Source organism: Microbacterium phosphatis (assembly GCF_049177115.1).
Taxonomy (GTDB): Bacteria; Actinomycetota; Actinomycetes; order Actinomycetales; family Microbacteriaceae; genus Microbacterium; species Microbacterium phosphatis.
In genome coordinates this window covers 2,232,611-2,253,501 of the sequence record NZ_CP185370.1, presented here as the reverse complement: position 1 = coordinate 2,253,501, position 20,891 = coordinate 2,232,611, and the positions used below count along the sequence as shown (strand labels likewise).

General features: G+C 72.2%; 18 protein-coding genes. 11 read left to right on the top strand and 7 right to left on the bottom strand.

Translation table 11 applies throughout. The features are described 5' to 3' along the window. Positions 1 to 10: 10 nt before the first annotated feature. From ACOKGD_RS10725 to ACOKGD_RS10715, 3 genes are read right to left on the bottom strand one after another with little or no spacing between them, the layout of a single operon-like run. Positions 11 to 1,192, bottom strand: coding sequence for a DUF4350 domain-containing protein (locus tag ACOKGD_RS10725; RefSeq protein ID WP_342337310.1), 1,182 nt, complete (start codon positions 1,190 to 1,192; stop codon positions 11 to 13). Continuing rightward, positions 1,189 to 1,866: a DUF4129 domain-containing protein gene (locus tag ACOKGD_RS10720; RefSeq protein WP_342337309.1), complete on the bottom strand. Its 678-nt coding sequence runs from the start codon at positions 1,864 to 1,866 to the stop codon at positions 1,189 to 1,191. The genes ACOKGD_RS10725 and ACOKGD_RS10720 overlap by 4 nt, the downstream gene beginning before the upstream one ends. Beyond that, the gene (locus tag ACOKGD_RS10715; protein ID WP_342337308.1) at positions 1,863 to 3,248 is read right to left on the bottom strand and encodes a hypothetical protein; all 1,386 of its coding nucleotides are present in this window, start codon (positions 3,246 to 3,248) and stop codon (positions 1,863 to 1,865) included. Before ACOKGD_RS10715 ends, ACOKGD_RS10720 begins: the two co-directional genes overlap by 4 nt. A gap of 124 nt (positions 3,249 to 3,372) precedes the next feature. Here ACOKGD_RS10715 and mtrA point away from each other — a divergent pair, with 124 nt between their 5' ends. From mtrA to ACOKGD_RS10675, 8 genes are all read left to right on the top strand, one after another. Further along, the gene (gene mtrA / locus ACOKGD_RS10710; protein WP_342337307.1) at positions 3,373 to 4,068 is read left to right on the top strand and encodes an MtrAB system response regulator MtrA; all 696 of its coding nucleotides are present in this window, start codon (positions 3,373 to 3,375) and stop codon (positions 4,066 to 4,068) included. Positions 4,069 to 4,070: 2 nt separating this feature from the next. After that, positions 4,071 to 5,921: an MtrAB system histidine kinase MtrB gene (gene mtrB / locus ACOKGD_RS10705; RefSeq protein WP_342337306.1), complete on the top strand. Its 1,851-nt coding sequence runs from the start codon at positions 4,071 to 4,073 to the stop codon at positions 5,919 to 5,921. Next, positions 5,921 to 7,672 carry a GerMN domain-containing protein gene (locus ACOKGD_RS10700; RefSeq protein WP_342337305.1) on the top strand — a complete coding sequence of 584 codons (1,752 nt, stop codon included), beginning with the start codon at positions 5,921 to 5,923 and terminating at the stop codon, positions 7,670 to 7,672. The genes mtrB and ACOKGD_RS10700 overlap by 1 nt, the downstream gene beginning before the upstream one ends. Before the next feature lie 90 nt (positions 7,673 to 7,762). Then, positions 7,763 to 8,449 (top strand): phosphoribosyltransferase family protein, encoded by a 687-nt coding sequence (locus ACOKGD_RS10695; protein ID WP_342337304.1) that lies wholly within the window; start codon positions 7,763 to 7,765, stop codon positions 8,447 to 8,449. A 215-nt stretch (positions 8,450 to 8,664) separates the two neighbouring features. Next, on the top strand, positions 8,665 to 9,333 hold the full coding sequence (gene hpf, locus ACOKGD_RS10690; protein WP_342337303.1) for a ribosome hibernation-promoting factor, HPF/YfiA family: 669 nt from the start codon (positions 8,665 to 8,667) through the stop codon (positions 9,331 to 9,333). A 246-nt stretch (positions 9,334 to 9,579) separates the two neighbouring features. Further along, positions 9,580 to 10,134, top strand: a complete 555-nt coding sequence (locus ACOKGD_RS10685; protein WP_342337302.1) for an alternate-type signal peptide domain-containing protein — start codon at positions 9,580 to 9,582, stop codon at positions 10,132 to 10,134. A 14-nt stretch (positions 10,135 to 10,148) separates the two neighbouring features. Further along, positions 10,149 to 10,673, top strand: a complete 525-nt coding sequence (locus tag ACOKGD_RS10680; RefSeq protein WP_342337301.1) for a hypothetical protein — start codon at positions 10,149 to 10,151, stop codon at positions 10,671 to 10,673. A gap of 52 nt (positions 10,674 to 10,725) precedes the next feature. Then, positions 10,726 to 11,397, top strand: a complete 672-nt coding sequence (locus ACOKGD_RS10675; RefSeq protein ID WP_342337300.1) for a signal peptidase I — start codon at positions 10,726 to 10,728, stop codon at positions 11,395 to 11,397. 13 nt (positions 11,398 to 11,410) lie between these two features. On the opposite strand, the gene ACOKGD_RS10670 is transcribed toward ACOKGD_RS10675, so the two are convergent. The 4 genes from ACOKGD_RS10670 to ACOKGD_RS10655 all read right to left on the bottom strand — a co-directional run bounded on the left by ACOKGD_RS10670 (position 11,411) and on the right by ACOKGD_RS10655 (position 15,347). Beyond that, positions 11,411 to 12,742 (bottom strand): hypothetical protein, encoded by a 1,332-nt coding sequence (locus tag ACOKGD_RS10670; protein ID WP_342337299.1) that lies wholly within the window; start codon positions 12,740 to 12,742, stop codon positions 11,411 to 11,413. Positions 12,743 to 12,858: 116 nt separating this feature from the next. After that, positions 12,859 to 13,098, bottom strand: coding sequence for a hypothetical protein (locus ACOKGD_RS10665; RefSeq protein WP_342337298.1), 240 nt, complete (start codon positions 13,096 to 13,098; stop codon positions 12,859 to 12,861). A 110-nt stretch (positions 13,099 to 13,208) separates the two neighbouring features. Continuing rightward, positions 13,209 to 14,708: an MFS transporter gene (locus tag ACOKGD_RS10660; RefSeq protein WP_342337297.1), complete on the bottom strand. Its 1,500-nt coding sequence runs from the start codon at positions 14,706 to 14,708 to the stop codon at positions 13,209 to 13,211. A 45-nt stretch (positions 14,709 to 14,753) separates the two neighbouring features. Then, positions 14,754 to 15,347, bottom strand: coding sequence for a PadR family transcriptional regulator (locus tag ACOKGD_RS10655; protein WP_342337296.1), 594 nt, complete (start codon positions 15,345 to 15,347; stop codon positions 14,754 to 14,756). Positions 15,348 to 15,506: 159 nt separating this feature from the next. On the opposite strand from ACOKGD_RS10655, the gene ACOKGD_RS10650 reads away from it, so the two are divergent. The 3 genes from ACOKGD_RS10650 (at position 15,507) to secA (ending at position 20,846) form a co-directional block, all read left to right on the top strand. Further along, on the top strand, positions 15,507 to 16,091 hold the full coding sequence (locus tag ACOKGD_RS10650; protein WP_342337295.1) for an RNA polymerase sigma factor: 585 nt from the start codon (positions 15,507 to 15,509) through the stop codon (positions 16,089 to 16,091). Further along, positions 16,066 to 17,889, top strand: coding sequence for a hypothetical protein (locus tag ACOKGD_RS10645; RefSeq protein ID WP_342337294.1), 1,824 nt, complete (start codon positions 16,066 to 16,068; stop codon positions 17,887 to 17,889). Before ACOKGD_RS10650 ends, ACOKGD_RS10645 begins: the two co-directional genes overlap by 26 nt. Positions 17,890 to 18,074: 185 nt before the next feature. Then, on the top strand, positions 18,075 to 20,846 hold the full coding sequence (gene secA, locus ACOKGD_RS10640; protein WP_342337293.1) for a preprotein translocase subunit SecA: 2,772 nt from the start codon (positions 18,075 to 18,077) through the stop codon (positions 20,844 to 20,846). Positions 20,847 to 20,891 lie beyond the last annotated feature (45 nt).

Sequence of the window (20,891 nt, the reverse complement as noted above, 5' to 3'; positions counted from 1 at the left end):
GGGGCGGGGTTCAGGACGGGCGGCGGTCGAGGCGCGCCGCGTCGACGGCGGCCTCGAGCTCTCGCAGGCGATGCCCGAAGGTCGCCAGGTCGGCGTCGGTCGCGGGGACGTGGGTCAGGATCGCACGTGTCACGTCGACCGGAGCGCCGAGCCGCGCGGCGGCCGCGTCGGCGACCTCGCGGGGCGCGGCGTTCGGCGGCAGGCCCAGGCGGCGCGCCATCCGCGCCGTCGCGCCTGCCCGCAGCAGGTCGGCGGCGTGGGCGGGCTGCGCGGCGCGGGCGTACAGGCGCGCGCGGCCCTCGAGGGTCTCGCTGCCGCGGACGGTCACGGGGAGGCGCTCGGCGACGAGCGGGCCGAAGCGACGACCGCGCCACAGCCCGGCGGCGACCCCTGCGAGCAGCAGCAGCGTCAGGGCGGGCGTCACCCACGGCGGCACGAGCTCGCCGATCGTGGGCGGCGCGGCGCTTCCGGCGTCCTCCCGCCGGGGCACGTACCAGACCACCCGGTCGGCGGCGCCGATGAGACCGAGACCCAGCGCGGCATTGCCCTGCTGCGCGAGATGCTCGTTGTCGAACAGCACGGTGCCGTCGACGACCGTGATCCGCGTGTCGCCGTCGGTCGTCTGCAGCACGGCGAAGCCGTCACCGACGGGGTAGCAGCCGACCACCCCCTTGGGAGCCGTGAAGGCGCGTCCGGGGACGATCTCTCCGGCTCTCACCGCGGCCGGCAGGTCGCACCCCGGGCCGACGGCGGACGAGCCGTATCCGGCATCGGCCGCGTCGGGGACGAGCAGGTCGGTGGCCGATCCGCTGGGGTTCAGCACGACGACGTCGTCCGCCGCGTCCACCACGTCCCGCAGCGCCTCGTCCGACAGCGGCCACGGGTCGGTCACCACCAGGGTGCCGCCCCCGTCGAGCTCGGCGATGGTCTGATCGCGACCCGTGGTCGCGACGACCTCGACACCCTGATCCCGCAGGATGTGCACGATCGCGCGGGCGCCGCCCGGGCCCACACCCTCGGGGTCGAGGCGCGCGCGGGCCTCCCAGTCGGCGCGGGCGAACAGCGTCAGGAACGCGCCGAGCAGCAGCACGACGGCGCCGAGCGCGACCCATCCCCACACGCCGCGGCGGCGCGCGCGGCGCTCGGCGACGTCCGTCGCGAACGGGTCGAGGATCGGGGCGGGCGCCGTCACGACAGGATCGTCTCGGGTGCGCGCGCGGGGGTGGTGCGGATCAGCTCGTCATCGAGCCCGGCGACGACGGCGTGAAGCTCCGCCGTGCCGCGGCGGCGCAGGTACCGCACATCGTCGAAGGCGCGGGCGGCCGCATCGAGCGCGTCGCCCTGCGCCGGGAACGGATGGTGGCCGCGACGGGCCAGGCCCTGCGCGGTGGTGCCGGGCGGGGCCTCCACGATGCCGCGCTCCTCGAGCCCGCGGGCGAGCGCGCGGAAGCGCAGCGCGATCGCCTCGTCCCAGTCGGTCGCGGCGGCCGCGGTCGCGGCGGCGGCGCGCAGCTGCGCCGCGGTGCGGTGCTCGGCGTCGCCGAACAGGATCGCCGAGCTGTCCCCGGTGCGGTGGGCGAGCCGCGGGCGCCCCCAGATCAGGATCGCCGCCACTACCAGCGCGACGGCGATCACCACCGCGGCGATCGCGAGCACCGGGCTCCACTCGGCGCCGTCGCCGGGGCGCAGGAGGTCGTTCACGAAGTCGACGACGGCCTTGGCGAACCGGTCGAAGGCCGTCGGCTGCGAATCGGCGTAGATCGGATCCGACAGCTCCCGCTCGGCCCACTCGCGCGCCTCGTCCCGATCCGGATCCAGCCCGGACACCGGGATCCGCGCGAGGACCGAGAGCACCGGCGCGATCACGACCCGCCGTTCGGCGGATACGGCGCCTGCGGGGGAGCGGGCGGGGGCGTCGCCTCGCCCGGCTGCGGCGCGTAGGGCTGCGCCGCGTAGGGCTGCGCCGCGTAGGGCGGCTGCGGCACCGGCGGGACGGGCGGGGCGGGGTAGCCCGGCTGCGCGTAGCCCGGCTGCGCGTACGGGTCCTGCGGCTGGGGCGGCGCGGGGTAGCCGGGCTGCGCGTACCCCTGCTGCGCGTAGGCCTGCTGCGCCTGCTGCGCGTAGGCCTGCTCGGGGGTGAGGTAGCCCGGGGTGAACCCGGGGCGCGGGGTCGCGGCGTACGCGGCGAACGACGGGTCGTAGGTCCACGGGTCGGCCGGCGCCGTGGAGCCCAGCTCGCGCTGCTCGACGTACGACTGCAGGCGCAGGTCGAGACCCTCGTGCCGCATGCGGGCATCGACGTACATCAGGGCTCCGCCGGTGGCCGTGACGATGGTCGAGATCGCCGACATCAGCAGCTGCAGCGCCGATCCGAGCAGCGTGGTGCCCACCACCAGGCCGATCGAGGCGACCGGGTCGCCCTCCTGGCCGAGCGGCATCAGCACGGCGGGGAGGAAGCTCACGAGCATCTGCAGCGGGAACGACGCGATGCTCGAGACGACGCCCATGATCAGCCCGATCAGGGCCATCACACCGAAGGTCGGCCAGAATCGCCCGCGCGTGAGCGCCCACGACCGGCCGATGCCGCGGATCGGGCCCAACTTCTCGATCACGATCGCCGACGTCGTGAGGTAGAGCTTCGTGCTGAGCCACACGTACAGCGGGATCATCGCGAGCACCAGGGGCAGCGCGAGGAACGACAGGCCGTACTCCTCGGTCGTCACACCCAGCACCACCGGCGCCACCGCGATCGCCGCGACCACCGTCGCGGCGGCCAGCTGAAGCAGGAAGAAGGCGGCCAGCGACCAGAAGCGCGGCGCCACCATCGCCCACAGGTCCCGCAGCGACGCCTTCTCGCCGACGACAGCCCTGGACACCTCGGCGACGACCACACCCTGCACGATCACGTTGATCGCCGACAGCAGCAGCGAGATGACGAAGGCCGCGATGCCCATCAGCGCCAGCGAGCCGATCAGCACCGTCGCGAACTCGTCGGACCCGATCTCGCCGGCGGGTGTCTGGTTGTCGACGGTCTCGAGGCGGGTGAAGACGGGCACGGCGATGGCGGCCAGGATGGCGAGCCCCGCCAGCGACGAGAGCGTCTGCACCGTGACCGCGAACCCCACCAGCACCTTCGGGTTGCCGCGCAGCGCGGTGAATGAGCGCCCCAGGGCCGTGCCGAACCCGAACGGGTACAGCGGCACGAGTCCCTGCCGCGGCGCCGGACGCCAGGTCTGTTCGTACGACATGCGAGCGAGCCTTTCGTCGACGGGCACCGGGGGTCTGACCCACGTTACAGAAAAGGGGTGGTCTACTAGGCTGATCGGGATCTTCGGGTCCCCGGTACACCAAGCAAAGGATCAGCGCCCTCCAATGACCGCCCGCATCCTGGTCGTCGACGATGACACCGCCCTCGCCGAGATGATCGGCATCGTCCTGCGCACCGAGGGATTCGAGACGCTGTTCTGCGCCGACGGAGAGCTCGCCGTCGACATGTGGCGCCATGAGCGCCCCGATCTCGTGCTGCTGGATCTGATGCTCCCCGGCAAGGACGGCATCGAGATCTGCACCGAGATCCGCGCCGCCTCCGGCGTGCCGATCATCATGCTGACCGCGCGCGCCGACACGAACGACGTCGTCGGGGGGCTCGAGGCCGGCGCCGACGACTACATCGTCAAGCCCTTCAACCCGAAGGAGCTGGTGGCGCGCATCCGCACGCGCCTGCGCCCCGCCTCCGAGGGCGCGAACGACGTGCTGCGGATCGGCGACCTGACGGTCGACGTCGCCGCCCACGAGGTGCGCCGCGGCCCGGCCCCGATCGCCCTCACCCCGCTCGAGTTCGAGCTGCTGGTGGCGCTGGCCACCAAGCCGCAGCAGGTGTTCAGCCGCGAGGAGCTGCTCGAGCAGGTCTGGGGCTACCACTACAAGGCCGACACCCGCCTCGTGAACGTGCACGTCCAGCGCCTCCGCGCGAAGATCGAGCTCGACCCCGATAACCCGAAGATCGTCACCACCGTGCGCGGTGTGGGGTATCGCGCCGGCGCGGTGACCGACGCCGCCGCGTCCTAGTCATGCCCGCGGCCCCGAGCCCGCCCACCGCGCCGCTGCGGTTCGCGCTGCTGTCCCCGCGCACCTGGCCGGGGGTCGTGACGGCGATGTGGACGCGCTCGCTGCAGTTCCGCACCGTGCTCATCGCGACGGCGCTGACCGCCATCACGATCACCGTCGCGTGCCTCTGGATGGCGCTCGCCATCCAGCGCGATCTCTTCGACCAGCGCCTGAGCGAGGTGCTCGACGACGCGGCCCGCGCGGTGCAGGAGGCGCAGCAGACCCTCGACGCCTCCGAGGTCGCCGGCAGCCGCGCGCAGATGCAGTCGCTGTGGAGCTCGGTGCGCGACGACATGGCGCGCCTGGCGTCCACGGACCAGATCGCGGGTTTCCGGATCGATCACAGCCCGGTGCCGCTGGCGCCCTCCGACTTCGGTCTCGGCGGGTTCGCGGCCGAGGCCGTCTCGGACGGCCTGCGCGAGCGGGTGCAGACGCAGCCCCGCTCGCAGTGGTGGCAGTCGATCGCCCTCACCGACGCCCGCGGCAGCCAGCTGCCGGGCATCATCGTCGGGCAGCAGCTCAACGTGCCCAACGTCGGCGCCTACGAGATCTACCTGGCCTACGACCTCGCCGAGCAGGCCGAGACCCTGCAGTTCGTGCAGGGCACGCTGTGGGGCTCCGGTGTGGCCATGGTGCTCATCGTGGTGGCGATCCTGTGGGTGGTGCTGCGCTCGCTCGCCGCACCCATCGTCGAGGCGTCCGCGACCAGCGCGCGCCTGGCCCAGGGCGACCTCAAGGTGCGCATCCCGGTGCAGGGCGAGGACGAGCTCGCCACGCTGGGGCGCTCGTTCAACGCGATGGCCGACAGCATCGAGTCGCAGATCCACGAGCTCGCCGAGCTCTCGCTCGTGCAGCAGCGGTTCGTCTCCGACGTGTCGCACGAGCTGCGGACGCCGCTGACGACCATCAAGCTCGCCGCGACCATGCTCCACGACCGCAAGGACGAGTTCGATCCGCTCGCGGCGCGCACCTCCGAGCTGCTGCACACGCAGGTCGCCCGCTTCGAGGAGCTGCTCACCGACCTCCTGGAGATCAGCCGCTACGACGCCGGATCCGTCCAGCTCGAACTGGAGCCCACCAGCCTCGCGCAGCTCGCGGAGGACGTCATCGAGTCGATGCGCCACATCGCCGAGCAGCACGAGACCGAGCTGCGCTTCGTCGCCCCCGGCGGGTACTCGCCCGTCGACATGGACGCGCGCCGGGTGAGGCGGATCCTGCGCAATCTGCTCGGCAACGCGATCGAGCACGGCGAGGGGCGGCCCGTGGTGATCACGGTCGACAGCAACCCGACCTCGGTCGCCGTGGGTGTGCGCGACTACGGCATGGGGATGAGGCCCGAGGACGCCGAGCGCGTGTTCGACCGCTTCTGGCGCGCCGATCCGTCGCGCAAGCGCACCCTGGGCGGCACCGGCCTCGGGCTCTCGATCGCCCTGGGCGACGCGAAGCTGCACGGCGGGACCCTCGAGGTCTGGTCGCAGCTCGGCATCGGCACGCACTTCGTCCTGGCCCTTCCGCGCCGTCCGCGCACGGAGCGTGAGCGCCGCGGCATCGAGTTCGAGTCGCCCGTGCCGCTGGAGCCGTCGGGCGATGCGCTGCACCACGCGCTCGGCCTCACCCAGCCGATCCTGACGCTCGATCTGGCCGAGACGGGCGAGCTCACCGACATCGGGGAGGTCCGCGATCTCCGCGAGGTCGACGGGCTGGTCTCGCCGTCCTGGAGCCGCACCGAGGAGCAGGCGGGCGACGAGCTGGACAGCCGGGCGGATCCGCCCGCCGACTCGGAGAGCTCGTCGCGAGCGAAGGGGGACAGCTGATGGATACGATCCTCGGACGCGGCGGCCGCGCCGCCGCCCTGCTGCTGGCCCTCCTGCTGGTCGTCACCGGGTGCACCGGCCTACCCACATCCGGCGAGGTCCATGCGGGCAAGGAGCCGGGTGCCGTCGCCGAGGAGCTGCCGACCCGCTTCTTCGCCGGCGCGCCCTCGCCCGGGGCGACCCCCGAGGAGATCGTGACCGGCTTCATCGAGGCCTCGATCTCACCGCTGGACAGCTGGGAGATCGCGCGCATGTACCTCGGCGGCGAGCTCAAGCAGAGCTGGCGCCCCGAGGCCGGCGTCATCGTGGACGTCGCCGACGAGCGGCGATACACCGTGCCCGGGGCCGACCCCGAGGACGAGGAGGCCGAGTCGGATCGGGTCGCGCTCACGGTCGACGCCACCGCCGTGGTCGACGAGCACGGCACCTACACCTCGTCGTCCGGGCCCGTGGAGATGGCGTTCCGCCTCGCGCAGCGCCAGGACGGCGAGTGGCGCATCGTCGAGGCGCCCGATGGCATCGTGATCGACCGACAGAGCTTCCGCGACGTGTACGGCGATCACCGGCTGACGTACTTCGACCCGACCTGGACGTACCTCATCCCCGACGTGCGCTGGTTCCCGGCGACGGGGAACGCGGCGACATACATCGTCCGCGAGCTCGTGAACGGCGCGCCCAGCGCGTGGCTCGCCGGATCGGTGGCGAGCGCCTTCGCGCAGGACATCGAGCTCGAGCAGGACGCGGTGCCCGTCGACGCGGATCAGGTCGCGCACGTCGGGCTGAACGCGGTGGCGGCCGGGGTCGACGAGACGGCGAAGAGCCGGATGATGACGCAGCTGCTCAACAGCCTGACGACGGCCGGCGTGCAGTCGGTGCGGCTCACGATCGACGGGCAGACCCTGCCCGTGGACGTCGAGGCGTTCACCACCGCGCAGACCCGGCCGGACCCGCGGGCGCTCGTGCTGCGCGCGGGGGAGTTCGGCTTCCTCTCGGGGGCCGACATGGTGCCGATCGAGGGGCTCAGCCCCGCCCTGGTCGACATGGAGGGCCAGATCGACTCGATCGCCGTCGACCCGAGCCAGGAGGTCGCGGTGGTGCAGCAGTCGACCGGCATCGTCTACCGCGTCACCGCCGAGAGCCCCGATCAGGTCGATGCCGGGCGGAAGGGGCTGATCCGGCCCCTGATCGACCCGTTCGGCTACGTCTGGACCGTGCCGGGGAACAGCCCGACGGAGATCATCTCCTGGGACGCGGATCTGCAGCCGATCGCGATCACGGGCGGCTTCGCGGAGGCCGCGACCGTGCGCGCCTGGGCGATGTCCCGGGACGGCGGGCGCATGGCGGCGCTCGTGACCCAGGGCGGCGAGCACTTCGCCGTTGTGGCCAGCATCCGCCGCGACCGCAGCGGCAAGCCGTCGGGGGTGGGCGGCGTTATGCGCACGACCGAGCTGCCCCTCGCCGGCGTGGACATCGCGTGGATCGAGGACTCGCGCCTCGGCATCGTGATGAGCGGCACGGAGGGCGAGCAGCGCAAGACCTACGTCATAGACCAGCAGGTCGGCGGCCCCGCCACGCGCGTCGAGGCACCCGTCGCCACCACCGCCATCGAGTTCGGCACGCAGGACTCCCTGGCGCGCCTGCAGTCATCGGACGGGCTGCTGTACCTGCGCCGCCAGACGTCGTGGCAGCAGGCCGGCGACGGCGTCTCGGTGCTGGCGACGCAGATGGGCACACCGCGCGGCGACGACTGAGGGTCGTCCCCAGCCGCGGATCGGGCATCCGGCGATCCCGGAGCGCCGTGGGGCGGTCCGTGGCCGGGGTCGGCGCGCGAGGCTGGCGGGATGGATCGGATCACCCCGCGCCTCGACGCCCTGCGGGAGGCGGGTGCGCAGGCCCTCGCCCTGCTGCTGCCGGTGGCCTGCGGCGGGTGCGGGCTGCAGGGCACTGCCCTGTGCGGCCGCTGCCGCGAGGCGCTGCGCCCGACACCGCGCCGGCGCGAGATCGCGGGGCTGTCGGTGTGGAGCGGCGGCGCCTTCGACGGCGCCCGCGCGCGGGCCGTGCGCGCCCTGAAGGAACGGGGGAGGACCGATCTCGCCCGAGCACTCGCCCCCGGCCTGCGCGCCGCTCTGCGGGCCGCGGTGGCCGGATGCGCCGGGCCCGTGGTGGTCGTGCCGGTGCCGACCTCGCGCGGCGCGATGCGCCGCCGCGGCTATCGGGTGCCGGAGCTGCTGATCCGCCGGGCGGGGATGCGCCCCGCCCGGCTGCTGGTCGCCGCGCGGGTGACGGGCGACCAGCGCGCCCTGGATCGCGCGGGGCGGGCCCGCAACGCCGCGGGCAGCCTGCGCGCCGGGCCCGCGGCCTCCGGGCTGCGGGTGGTGGTGGTCGACGACGTCCTCACCACGGGGTCGACCCTGGCCGAGGCGCGCCGCGCGCTCGAGGCCGCGGGCGCGACGGTGGTGTCGGCGGCGGTGGCCGCCGATACTCCTCTGCGCTCGGAGAATCCCAGGAACCACCCAGGATCGCGCTGATATCGCTCGAGGATGAACAACGGGTCTCTCGACGATGAACCGGATCGGCACGCCCGGACGTCTAGTGCGTGACAGGGGCCGAGGACCGGTCTACGGTAGGGCATCACAAGCCCCCGGGTGACAGCCCGGGGAACGCGACCGAGGTCCGCTCAACCGGACGAAGTGCCGGGGAAGGTGGACCGCAAGGTCTCACCGGAATCAACGGGAGGCACAAGATGGAAACCAACATCTCGGGAGTCGGCGTCAGCATCACCGATCGTTTCCGAACCGTCGTCGAGGAGAAGAGCGCACGAATCGCGGGGCTCGCCCCACGCGCGCAGCGCCTCGATGTGAAGGTCACCCATCAGATCCATCGGAACGGCCGCATGGAGAACGACGTCGTCGAGCTGACGGTCGTCGGAAAGGGCCCGGTCATCCGGGCCGAGGCCTGCGAGGCGGACAAGTTCGTCGCGCTGGACTCCGCGCTCGACAAGCTGAGCGAGCAGCTGCGCCGGGCCAAGGACAAGCGCGTCACCGCGCGCCTGCACCCGCGAGGGGCCCACTACGAGAAGGGCTCCGGAGCACTCGAGGGCATCGATGTCGAGCCCGCCGCCGCGGACACGATCCGCGCCGTCGCCACGGGCGAGGTGCCCATCGTCTCCGAGACGGAGAGCGAGGACGAGTACACGCCCGTCGTCATCCGCACGAAGACGTTCGAGCCGGAGTGGATGACGGTCGAGGAGGCCGTCGATCGGATGGAGCTCGTCGGCCACGACTTCTTCCTCTTCATCGACGCCCGCACCGACCACCCGAGCGTCGTCTACCGTCGCCGCGGGTGGGACTACGGCGTGATCGCCCTGACGGCCGCGGCGCCGCCGGCGGACGCCGAGCAGCTCGCCTCGTAGAGCTCATCACCACAGGATCCGAAGGGGTCCGGCCCCCAGGGGCCGGGCCCCTTTTCGGTGCGCCCGGAGGCAGGCTGAGAGTTCCTTATGTGGTCTGACCACATCCTACGCTGTGGTCAGACCACAGCGTAGGATGGATTCGTGGCGGAACAGGGCCCGAACGGTGTCCCATCGCCACCCGGTGCGTCGCATCGGCGACGGTGCCGGAACAGCCGACGACACCCATCGAAAAGGGAGGAAGGACAGATGAACAAGCTCGCAAAGGGCGCGATCGCCACGGCCGCGGGGGTGGCCCTGCTGCTCGGCGGCGCGGGGACGTTCGCCCTGTGGAACGACGGCATCGCCGTGGACGCGGCAGGCGAACCCCTGGGCACCGGTGTGCTGCAGTTCACGGACGACAGCGTCACCGGCACCTGGTACGACGTCTCGGACGGCGGCGAGGTGAGGATCGACGACATCGGCTCGTTCGTGATGGTGCCCGGTGACGTGCTCGAGTTCCGCGGCGACGTCACCGTCGAGAGTCAGGGCACGAACCTGCACGCCCAGATCACCTACGACCCCGCGTCGATCGTGATCCCGGACGGCCTCCAGGGCCTCGTCGACGTCGAGTTCGCCGAGCACGGACAGACCCAGCCCATCCAGATCGCCCCGTCGGACACCCGGGTCGAGACTACCGCCCCGTTCGACCTCCGCGTCTCCTTCGACGCCGAGGGCACGGTGGGCCAGGGTGAGACGCCGGTGATCGACCTCAGCGGGCTGCAGTTCGTCCTCCAGCAGGTTCGGCCCGCCGTCGGGCCGTGAGCCCCGCTCCGGCCATGAACACCCCCGCCGACCGTCCGGCCCGCCGCCGCTCGCGCATCCGCACGATGCTCGGCGCGGTGGCGGCGTTGGCCGCGGTGTGGCTCGTCGCCCTGGGCGCAGCGGGCGGCACCTATGCCCTCTGGAACGACACCGTCGCCGCGAACGCCGGCGTCATCCAGCTCGGGCCGGGCGAGCCCACCCCGCCTCCCGTCCCGCCCGCACAGTGCACCCAATCCGGCCACCAGGTCGTTCTGACCTACACGCACCCCGAGTCGCTGCCGCCCCAGATGTACGTCGTGAAGGCACTCGACGGCGTCTGGCGAGGTCAGGTGGGCTACTGGGCGCCCGATTTCCATCTCGACAACGGTCACGTCCAGCAGATCCCCTCCCTGTATCCGACGGGGATGGAGGTCGGCGAGACACGCGAGCTCGTCGTCACGGCGTACGCCGAGGACCCCGCCGACACCGTCATCGCCGAGAACACCGTGTGGGTCACCCGCCAGACCGGCGAGTTCTGGGTCTCCTGCGGCCCGCCCTGATCCGCGGCAGCCGCACATCGTCCGCACCACCATCGTCCCGAAGGAGAGCATCATGACCACGATCCCGGTCACGCTGCCCGTCCCCACGGCGGCCGACGCGGGTCACAGCCGCGACCACGAGCCTCCCGAAGCCGAGCGCGACGGTCGGCGGTTCGCCGAGCGCCACCCCGCCCTCCACGCGCTGTGGATGGGCATCAGCGGCGGGCTGCTGGCCCTCGTGCTGCTGGTGGGCGTGCTCACGGTCATCGTGCCGAAGGCGGTCGGGGGAGTGCCGCTCACGGTGCTCTCACCGTCCATGGAGCCGTCGCTGCCCGTCGGCACGCTGCTCGTGGTCCGCCCGGTCGAGCCGGAGGACATCCGGATCGGCGACATCGTCACCTACCTGCCCTATCCGAACGATCCGACGCTGGTCACGCACCGCGTCACCGAGATCGCGCATCACCAGGACGGATCGCGGGTGTTCACGCTGCAGGGTGACAACAACGCGGTCGCGGACAGCCCGGTGCACGACTACCAGGTGCGTGCCGTGGTGATGTACTCGGTGCCGCTGCTCGGCTACGTCAGCCAGTGGGTGAACGTGGATCAGCAGACCTGGGTCGTGCTCGTCACCGCGGGGGCGCTGTTCGTCTACGCCGGCTTCACCGTCGTCTCCGCCGCGCGCGATCGCCGCCGGCGCCGGCAGGAGGCCGAGGCCGAGCAGGGAGCGGAGGCGCCACCCGCGTAGCGGAGGCGTCGCGTCAGTCGAACATGTCGCCGAGCAGGCCGCCGAGCAGGAGGCCGCCGACGATGGGGCCGAACATGTCGCCGCCGCCCGCGTTCCGGCGTCCGCCGCCGCCCCAGTCGTCGCCACCGCCGCCGTACCGACCGGAGTCGATGTCGCGCTGGGCGGCCTGCAGGGCCTCGCCGGCGAGCTGCTGCACGCGGCGTGCGAGGGTGAGGGCCTGCTCGCGGGTGTCCTCCGGCAGCACCAGCGGCTCGACCTCAGCGCGCAGGCGCTGCGCCTCGGCGAGGCGCGTGCGCGCGTCGGCGCCGATGTAGCCGCGGTGGCCGGCGATGACGCTGTGCGCCACGGCGATCGCGTGGTCAGCGGCGTCGACCGCGTGGCGGACGGCCTCGACCGACGGGAGCGGGCGGGCGGCCCGCTGACGGGCCTTCTCGACCGCCGCGTCCAGCGCGGCATTCGCCTCGCGCAGGGTCGCGAGGTCGGCGAACGGATCGGACGGCGTGCCGGGGGCCGGCAGGGCCGCGAGCGCGGTCTCGAGCGTCGCTACCGCGGCCCTCACCTCGGACGCGTGGGGGAGCCCAGCCTGCGTCAGCGGCCGCGCGGCGACGATGTCCTGGCGCGAGTCGGCGACCACGTCCGCGAGCGTCGACTGCGCGCGCAGCGACTCGATCTCGAAGTCCTCGACGCCGTCGATGATCGTCTCCGCGCGACGGACGGCCTCGGTCGCCGTCTCGAGCGCGACGTTGGCCTCCTCGGCGCGCCGAGCCTCGCGCCGCCGGGTCGACACGTCGGCGCTGTGCAGGGCGAAGTCGAGGAGCTGCTCGGCCTCATCGGGATTCGCGGAGACGCGGTTCAGTGCCGCGGCGCTGTAGCGACGCGCCAGGCGCTCCACGGTCTCCCGCGTGAGCGGCAGCCGCGAGCGCAGGCGCTCGACGTCGCCCCGGAGGCGCTCGAGGATCTGCGGCGACTGGCGCGCGAGCTCGATGCGCTCCTTCAGCGCCGCGGTGCGCTCGTCGATGACGTCCTCGGCCCATTCGCACAGCTGCACGATGCGCGCGTTGCGCGTGCGCAGCTCCTCGGCCGTGTCGGGGATCTCGTCGTGGTTCAGCTGGTGCAGGTGGAACGCCTCGCCGAGGTGCGTGCGCACGGCCGTGAGCCCCTCGCGCAGCGGCTTCGTCGCGGTCTCGCCCAGCTCGGCGACGGCGAACTCGAGCTCATCGGCCGTCGTGCGGATCCGCTCGTCGGCGGCGACGAGTGCGGCTCGGGCGCGGCGTGCGAGGTCGTCGTCCTGCGCCTGCCGTGCCGCATCGTCCTCACGCTTGCGCTTGCCCCAGAAACCGACCATGGGTCGATCCTAAGGTCCCCGGCGAGGCACCCGCCGGGCGCTTCGCCCCAGGCGGAATGCGCGCCTTTCCTCCGGCTCGGGTTCGGGGTCGGCGACGCGCGAGCTCGCCCCGCGGCTCACGCCGTGCGGGTGAACACGACCAGGAGCACCACGACCGCAGTCACCACGACCACCGCCGCGGCGACGGCGATCCACGTCAAGGCGGCCTTCGAGAGGCCGGGCCTCGCCCGCGGCGCGGCGTCGGCGGGCGGTGTCTCGGACTCGCCGTGCGCGGGCACCTCGCTCGCCGGCAGGGGCGCGGGCGCCCTGTCGAGCGGCTCGATCGGCCTGCTGCTCTCGTCGTTCGGATCGGTCATCGTCGTCCCTCCCCAGGGTCGGGCGCGGCTGTGCGCCTGGGGCCATCCTGGCACCGGAGGGCCCGCGCGCACAGGACGACGACGGGGAAGACCTGCCCTCTGCGGGCCGGTCAGTGCAGCGAGACGCGCTTGGGCAGGGTCCACACCAGCAGGAAGGAGATCGCGGCCAGGGCGGTGCTGACAGCGATCGCCGACGTCGCGGCCGGCAGGAAGTGCTCGGCGAGCACGGCCGAGGCGGCCGCGTCCGGGTTCGCATGCTCTCCGCCGGCGATCGCCGCCCCGATGTCGTCGCCGATGCCGTCGAGGTCCGCGATCGCGAACAGCACGCTCGAGACGACCGCGATGCCGATCGCCGATCCGATGCGCTGCACGGTGCCGATGACGCCGCTGGCGGAGCCGGCTTCGGATCGGTCGACCGTCGCGACGATGAAGCGCGCGTTGGGGGCGATGAAGAGGCCGTTGCCGAAGCCCGCGAGCGCGAGCGGGGCGATCAGCTCGAAGCCGTTCAGATCGGGGGCGGGGGTGAGCAGCAGCACCAGCCAGGTGGCGCCGAGCCCGATGGTGACCAGCGCCGTGCCGATCGCGAGCACCCCGCGGCCGAGGGAGTTGGCCAGCTTGTCGCTGAGGGCCGCGCCGACGACGTTGGCGAGGGCGAACGGGATGGTGACGAGGCCCGTCTCGAGCGCCGAGTGCTGCAGTCCCGCCTGCCAGAGCAGCGCGATGCAGAAGAAGATGCTGGTGAACGAGCCGAAGTAGATCATCGCCAGGACCGTGCCGCCGGTGAACTGACGGTGCGAGAACAGGTGAGGGTGCACAAGCGGGGTGACCCCGCGGGCCGCCAGGCGCGACTCCCAGAACCAGAACGCGACGAGCAGGATCACACCGCCCGCGAACGACACGAAGGTCCACACGGGCCATCCCTCGTCCTGTCCCTGGATGAGGGGCACGAGGATCGCGGTGATGCCGCCCGCGAGCAGCACGAGGCCGACGCCGTCGACGTACGACTTCTCTCCGCCGCCGACCTGGGGGACGAACAGGACGACCGCGACGAGCGCGAGCACGCCGATCGGGACGTTGACCGCGAAGATCCAGCGCCAGCCGGTCTCGTCGCCCAGCGCCTCGATCAGAAGGCCGCCGACGATGGGGCCGAGGGCGCTCGAGACGCCGATCACCGCGCCCATCACGGCGAACGCCTTGCCGCGATCCCTGGGCGCGAACAGCAGCTGGGCGAAGGCGGTCACGGCCGGGAAGAACAGGCCGCCGCCGATGCCCTGGACCACACGCGCGATGACGAGCTCCAGCGGCCCCGAGGCCAGGCCGCACCACAGGCTGGCGGCCGTGAAGACCGCGAGGCCCGTGAAGAAGACCCACTTGTGGCCGAAGCGGTCGCCGAGGCGCCCGGCGGGGATCAGCACCAGGCCGAACGCGAGGGCGTACCCCGAGATGATCCAGGCGATCGTCGCCTCGTCGGTGTCGAGCGATCCGCGGATCGTCTCGAGCGCGACGTTGACGATCGTGGTGTCGAGCAGCGACATGAAGGTGCCGACGAGCAGCACTCCGAAGCCGATCCAGGCGCGGCGGGAGGTCAGGACGGGAGTGGGCGCGGTCACCGCATCAGCCTGCCACGGGCCGCCGACATCGGCGGCCACGCCGCCTCACGCCAGTGCCCGGGCGGGTCGGCCCCGCCTCGGTCGCTCGGTGGCGAGGTCGAGCGCGAGCGCGTGGTCGGGATGGGCTGCCAGGCGCCGCTCGCTGTGGGCGAGCCAGCCCAGCTCGGCCTCGGCGGCGAATATCTGCGCGTCGATCAGCAGCGCGGCGGCGATGGTCTGCGGGGTCGCGGGTTCGCCGTCGTCCTCGCGCGTGCGGCGCAGCTCGGCCAGTCGCCGCTCGGTGGCCTCACGCTGGGCGGCGATCAGCGCCGTCACGTCGACGCCGGGCAGGGTTGCGGCCAGGGCCAGCTTGATCGACAGCTCGTCGCGCGCCGCCTGCCCGCGATCCACGGCCGATCCGAGCCACTCCCGCGCCTCGGCGCGACCCGCGTCCGAGATCTCCCAGTAGACGTGCCCCTGGTCATTGGCTGCTCCGCGGACAACGAGCCCGTCGCGCTCGAGGCGCTCGAGGGTGTTGTAGATCTGCCCCACGTTCAGCGGCCACGTCCCACCGGTGCGGCGCTCGAACTCGGTGCGCAGCTGGTACCCGTAGCAGGGGCCCTGCTCCAGGATCGCCAGCAGGCTCTGTCGCACGCTCATCGTGTCTCCGTTCGGCGAGGGTCCCGCAAGTGCTTTCCGAGAATATGCATACTCGGAACAGGTTCGGCGGAGCGGCGGGATCCCGCCGTGTCGCGACACGCCCGGGCGGCACGATCCGGGCAGGGTGAAGGGAAATCGCGGGAGAGGGCAATACCCATCGTGACCACCGATGCCGAGATCATCCGGCTGTCGCTCGCGCGACCGCAGGAGTTCGCCGCGCTCTTCGATCGCCACGCGACCGCCCTCGGCCATTACGCGCGCCGTCTCGTCAGCGCGGATGCCGGCGACGATGTGCTGAGCGAGACGTTCCTGGTGGCCTTCCGCCGCCGCGCCGACTTCGAGTTCTCCCGCGAGTCGGCTCTGCCGTGGCTGTTCGGCATCGCCACCCGGCTGGCGCACCGTCAGCGCGCGGCGGAGGCACGGCGCTGGCGCACCCTGCAGGCGTCTGCGCGCGTGGCGGTCGACGTCGCGATCAGCGACATCGACTCGGCCGTCGAGCGCGCCGACGCCGCCGCGCGGCTGAAGCACCTCGCTCCGCGCATCAGGCGGATGAGCGAGGCGGATCGCGACACCCTCGCCCTCTACGCGTGGGGAGACCTCACGACCGAGCAGATCGCCGAGTCCCTCGGTGTGCCCGTGGGCACCGTCTGGTCTCGCATCAACCGCATCCGGCGCGTCCTGCGCCTGGAGCTTCCCGCCGAGCCCGAGGAGGGGAACGATGGATTCGCAGAAGTTCGTGCGTGACCTCGGCGCCGAGGTCGGCGCCCCGTCGCCCGCCGCGCTCGCCGCGGCGCGCGCCCAGCTGATGGCCGAGTTCGAGCGCGAGGCGGCGGAGCGTCGCCCGGTCGCCATCGCCACCCGGTCGCCGAAGCGGCGTGCGGCGAAGGACCCCGGCGGCCTCGCCCCGGTCACCGCCCTCGAGCCCCGGGCATCCCGCGGACGGAAGGCCGCTCGCGTGGCGCTCGCCGTGGCTGCCGTGGCGGTCGTCGTCGCCGCGGCGATCGGCGGCGTCCAGCTGCTCTCGGGGCTGCGAGCCGAGGATCGCACCGCCGGGCCGGTCGACCCCGCGTTCGCCGCCGACGGGACCTACCTCAAGGTCACCCAGACCCGCGAGTCGGTGTGGACCTGGTCCGATGCGACCCGGCAGGCGGGCTACGGCTGGGGCGACGGCCCGTGGCCGCAGAAGACAGGCGAGGATCCCTGGGGCGAGGCGACCGCGGCCACGTCCGCGTTCGTGCTGGAGTCCACCGCCACGGTCGAGAGGCCGCGCGACCTGTCGGACCGCGCTTTCGAGGCCGAGGAGGGCACACCCACCGATGCGCCGTGGCGCGTCACCCAGGGCGAGCCCTGCACCGTCGCATACACGGCGGGTGCGCCCTCCGACGAGGGGGCGGCGGCGGCCTCGCAGCGCTGCGCGACCGAGATCGGGGCGGCGGGAGACAGCCACGGCGACGTGGAGGGCACCTCGGAACCCGTGTGGGGCACGGGGCGCGCCGCCTCCTGGTGCGCGCTCGGGAGCACCTTCCTCATGTGGGATCAGTATCCGCGCGATCCTGAGGCGCTTCGGGCGCATCTCGGCCCCGTGGGAATGACTCGCGCCGACGCGCCCTACACCCAGACCGTCGCGTCGAACGCGGTGCGCGAGCTCTCGTGGAACGCGCTGCCGGAGGACCTCCGGGGGGCGTACCTCGAGGTCCTGGCCGCGGAGCCGAGGGCCGAGGTCGAGCGGAAGGACGGTCAGATCGTCAGGATCGACCTCACCGAGCGGGTGCAGGACGACCTGTACGAGCAGCGCTATGTCGTCACGCAGGATCCGGATCTCGGCACGGTCGACACCGTGACGACGCTGCGGAGCCTCTCGTGGGAGCCGCGCGGGATCGGCCTCGACCTCCCGGACGGCGGCGCCTGGGGCGCGCGCATCACCACCACGGCGATCCCGATCGACCCGCCCGCGCAGCCGACGCCGGCTCCCACCGACCCACCCGTGGAGCCGACCGCCGACCTCTCGACGTGGCGGATCACGGAGGAGGGCATCGGGCCGTTCACGATCGGGATGCCGTGGGCGGACGCCGTCGCGCGGGCGACCGACCTCGGCGGCGACGCCACCGCGGCCGGGGAGGCCGGATCGTGTGGAGTCGTCTGGGTGACCCAGGGCGAGGTGATGGTCGCGGCGCACACGTCGGACGGTGCGACGGTCACCGCCGTGCGCACCGAGTACACGGGGCCGGACGGGCCGACCACCCAGGCGCCGTCGACGACCGACGGCATCACGCTGCACAGCACGGTGGACGAGGTGCGGGCGATCCACGCGGATGCGAGGGAGACCAGCGACGAGCTGGTCGGGGCGTTCCTCACCGTGGCCGGGGCGCAGAACAGGATCCACTTCGGCTATGCGACCGAGGACGGCGGCGACATCACCACCGCGGGCGACGTCTTCGCCATCGAGGTGAACACCCTCGATGTGCTGCCTTACGAGCACTGCGACGGGGGAGACGCCGGAGGGGGCGACGACGGCACTGCCGCTCCGGACCCGCAGGGCTGAGAGCTCACGGCCTCCGATCCGATTCGGCCGCGCGGCCGGCTGGGGGCGGTGTACGCCGAGCGCGTACCGCCCCCCAGCGGCGGCATAGGTCACGGGCGGATAACATGAACCCGTATGCCCGTCTCCGGACGGGGCCGGTGCCGTGCGACCCGCGCGAGGCACCGCGATGCACGAGGAGATATCACGTGGCCAATCCCTTCGAGAAGCTGCTCCACGCCGGTGAGGGGCGCGTCCGTCGCCGCCTTCAGCAGGTCGTCACTGCGGTCGGCGCCCTCGAGGAGGACTACACCCACCTCTCCGACGACGAGCTGCGCGGCGAGACCGCCGAGCTGCGGGCGCGCCACGAGGCGGGCGAGAGCCTCGACCACTTGATGCCCGAGGCCTTCGCCGCGGTCCGAGAGGCGGCCAAGCGCGTGCTCGGCATGCGGCCCTACGACGTGCAGGTCATGGGTGGTGCGGCCCTTCACCTCGGCAACATCGCCGAGATGAAGACCGGTGAGGGCAAGACCCTCGTGGCCACGCTCCCGGCGTATCTGAACGCGATCGCCGGCAAGGGCGTCCACGTCATCACCGTCAACGACTTCCTCGCCTCCTACCAGGCCGAGCTCATGGGCCGCGTCTTCCGCGCCCTCGGCATGACGACCGGTGTCATCGTCGCCGGGCAGACCCCGGCCGTCCGTCGCGAGCAGTACAACTGCGACATCACCTACGGCACGAACAACGAGTTCGGCTTCGACTACCTGCGCGACAACATGGCCTGGCGCAAGGAGGATCTCGTCCAGCGCGGTCACTTCTACGCGATCGTCGACGAGGTCGACTCGATCCTCATCGACGAGGCCCGAACGCCGCTCATCATCTCGGGTCCGTCGTCGGGCGAGGCGAACCGCTGGTTCGCCGAGTTCGCCAAGGTCGCGCGCACCCTCGAAGAGGGCGTCGACTACGAGGTCGACATCAAGAAGCGCACCGTCGGCGTGCTCGAGGCGGGCATCGAGAAGGTCGAGGACTACCTCGGCATCGACAACCTGTACGAGTCGGCCAACACCCCGCTGATCTCGTTCCTGAACAACTCGCTCAAGGCACTCGCGCTGTTCAAGCGCGACACCGACTACGTCGTGATGAACGACGAGGTCATGATCGTCGACGAGCACACCGGCCGCATCCTCGTCGGCCGTCGCTACAACGAGGGCATCCACCAGGCCATCGAGGCCAAGGAGGGTGTGCCGGTCAAGGCCGAGAACCAGACGCTCGCCACCGTCACGCTCCAGAACTACTTCCGCCTCTACGACAAGCTCTCGGGCATGACCGGCACCGCCGAGACCGAGGCCGGCGAGTTCATGTCGACCTACAAGCTCGGCGTGATCCCGATCCCGACGAACAAGCCGATGGTCCGCCAGGATCAGCGCGACCTCGTGTACCGCAACGAGAAGGGCAAGTTCGCCCAGGTCGTCGAGGACATCTTCGAGCGCCACGAGAAGGGGCAGCCGGTCCTGGTCGGCACCGTCTCGGTCGAGAAGAGCGAGTACCTCTCGCGCCTGCTCGCCAAGAAGGGCATCCGCCACGAGGTGCTCAACGCCAAGAACCACGCGCGCGAGGCCGAGATCGTCGCCCGCGCCGGTCGCCTCGGATCCGTCACGGTCGCCACGAACATGGCCGGTCGTGGAACCGACATCATGCTCGGTGGAAACGCCGAGTTCCTCGCCGTGCAGGAGATGAAGGCCAAGGGCCTCGATCCGGCGGGCACCGACCCGGAGGAGTACGACGCCGAGTGGGCCGTTGTGTTCGACCGCGTCAAGGGCGAGGTCGCCGAGGAGGCGAAGAAGGTCACCGACGTCGGCGGCCTCTACGTTCTCGGCACCGAGCGCCACGAGTCGCGCCGCATCGACAACCAGCTGCGTGGTCGCGCCGGCCGTCAGGGCGACCCCGGTGAGAGCCGCTTCTACCTGTCGCTGGAAGACGACCTGATGCGCCGCTTCCAGTCGGGTGCCGCCGACGCGCTGCTCGCGCGCACCGATCTCCCCGATGACGTCGCCATCGAGTCGCGCCTCGTCTCGAACCTGATCAAGAACGCCCAGGGCGCCATCGAGAGCCGCAACGCCGAGGCGCGCAAGAACGTCCTCAAGTACGACGACGTCCTCAACCGCCAGCGTGAGGCGATCTACTCGGACCGCCGTCACATCCTGCAGGGCGACGACATCCAGGATCGCGTCCAGCACTTCATCGAGGACGCCGTCACCGCCGTGATCGACGAGAAGACCTCGGGCGGCCACAACGAGAGCTGGGACTTCGACGCGCTCTGGACCGAGCTGAAGACGCTGTACCCGGTGGGCGTCACGATTGACGAGGTCGTGGCCGAGGCGGGTGGCCGCAAGGGCGGCATCGACGCCGAGGGCCTCAAGCGCGAGCTGCTGTCGGACGCCAAGATCGCCTATCAGAAGCGCGAGGAGCAGCTCGGCGAGGCCGCCGTCCGCGAGCTCGAGCGCCGTGTGGTGCTGCAGGTGCTGGACCGCCGCTGGCGCGACCACCTCTACGAGATGGACTACCTGAAGGACGGCATCGGTCTGCGTGCCATGGCACAGCGCGACCCGCTCATCGAGTACCAGCGCGAGGGCTACTCGATGTTCCAGACGATGATGGGCCAGATCAAGGAGGAAGCCGTCGGGTTCCTCTTCAACCTCGAGGTGCAGGTGCGCCGCGTCGACCACGGCGACCACGTCCACGAGGACCTCGAGGTGCAGGCGAAGGGGCTCCAGGACGCCCCGGTCGAGCAGCAGCTCGAGTACTCCGCGCCCAACGACTCGGGCGGGGTGGAGGTCCGCAACGACCGCGGCCAGGTCAACAAGAACGCCGCGGACCGCGCCACCGGCGACAGCGCGTTCGGGCACGCGGCGGACGCCGCGGCCTCCGAGGCGGAGCCGCAGAACCGCGAGCAGCGCCGCGCCTCGAAGAAGAAGAAGTAGGCGGTTCGCCCGAGGCCCACCGGTCCACGCGTTCGCGCGTGGACC

What these genes read in the sequence shown, in the direction of transcription:
- ACOKGD_RS10715 (WP_342337308.1), bottom strand. Translation starts at nt 3,248, where the DNA reads ATGTCGTACGAACAGACCTGGCGTCCGGCGCCGCGGCAGGGACTCGTG.
- mtrA (WP_342337307.1), top strand. Translation starts at nt 3,373, where the DNA reads ATGACCGCCCGCATCCTGGTCGTCGACGATGACACCGCCCTCGCCGAG.
- mtrB (WP_342337306.1), top strand. Translation starts at nt 4,071, where the DNA reads ATGCCCGCGGCCCCGAGCCCGCCCACCGCGCCGCTGCGGTTCGCGCTG.
- ACOKGD_RS10700 (WP_342337305.1), top strand. Translation starts at nt 5,921, where the DNA reads ATGGATACGATCCTCGGACGCGGCGGCCGCGCCGCCGCCCTGCTGCTG.
- ACOKGD_RS10695 (WP_342337304.1), top strand. Translation starts at nt 7,763, where the DNA reads ATGGATCGGATCACCCCGCGCCTCGACGCCCTGCGGGAGGCGGGTGCG.
- hpf (WP_342337303.1), top strand. Translation starts at nt 8,665, where the DNA reads ATGGAAACCAACATCTCGGGAGTCGGCGTCAGCATCACCGATCGTTTC.
- ACOKGD_RS10685 (WP_342337302.1), top strand. Translation starts at nt 9,580, where the DNA reads ATGAACAAGCTCGCAAAGGGCGCGATCGCCACGGCCGCGGGGGTGGCC.
- ACOKGD_RS10680 (WP_342337301.1), top strand. Translation starts at nt 10,149, where the DNA reads ATGAACACCCCCGCCGACCGTCCGGCCCGCCGCCGCTCGCGCATCCGC.
- ACOKGD_RS10675 (WP_342337300.1), top strand. Translation starts at nt 10,726, where the DNA reads ATGACCACGATCCCGGTCACGCTGCCCGTCCCCACGGCGGCCGACGCG.
- ACOKGD_RS10670 (WP_342337299.1), bottom strand. Translation starts at nt 12,742, where the DNA reads ATGGTCGGTTTCTGGGGCAAGCGCAAGCGTGAGGACGATGCGGCACGG.
- ACOKGD_RS10665 (WP_342337298.1), bottom strand. Translation starts at nt 13,098, where the DNA reads ATGACCGATCCGAACGACGAGAGCAGCAGGCCGATCGAGCCGCTCGAC.
- ACOKGD_RS10655 (WP_342337296.1), bottom strand. Translation starts at nt 15,347, where the DNA reads ATGAGCGTGCGACAGAGCCTGCTGGCGATCCTGGAGCAGGGCCCCTGC.
- ACOKGD_RS10645 (WP_342337294.1), top strand. Translation starts at nt 16,066, where the DNA reads ATGGATTCGCAGAAGTTCGTGCGTGACCTCGGCGCCGAGGTCGGCGCC.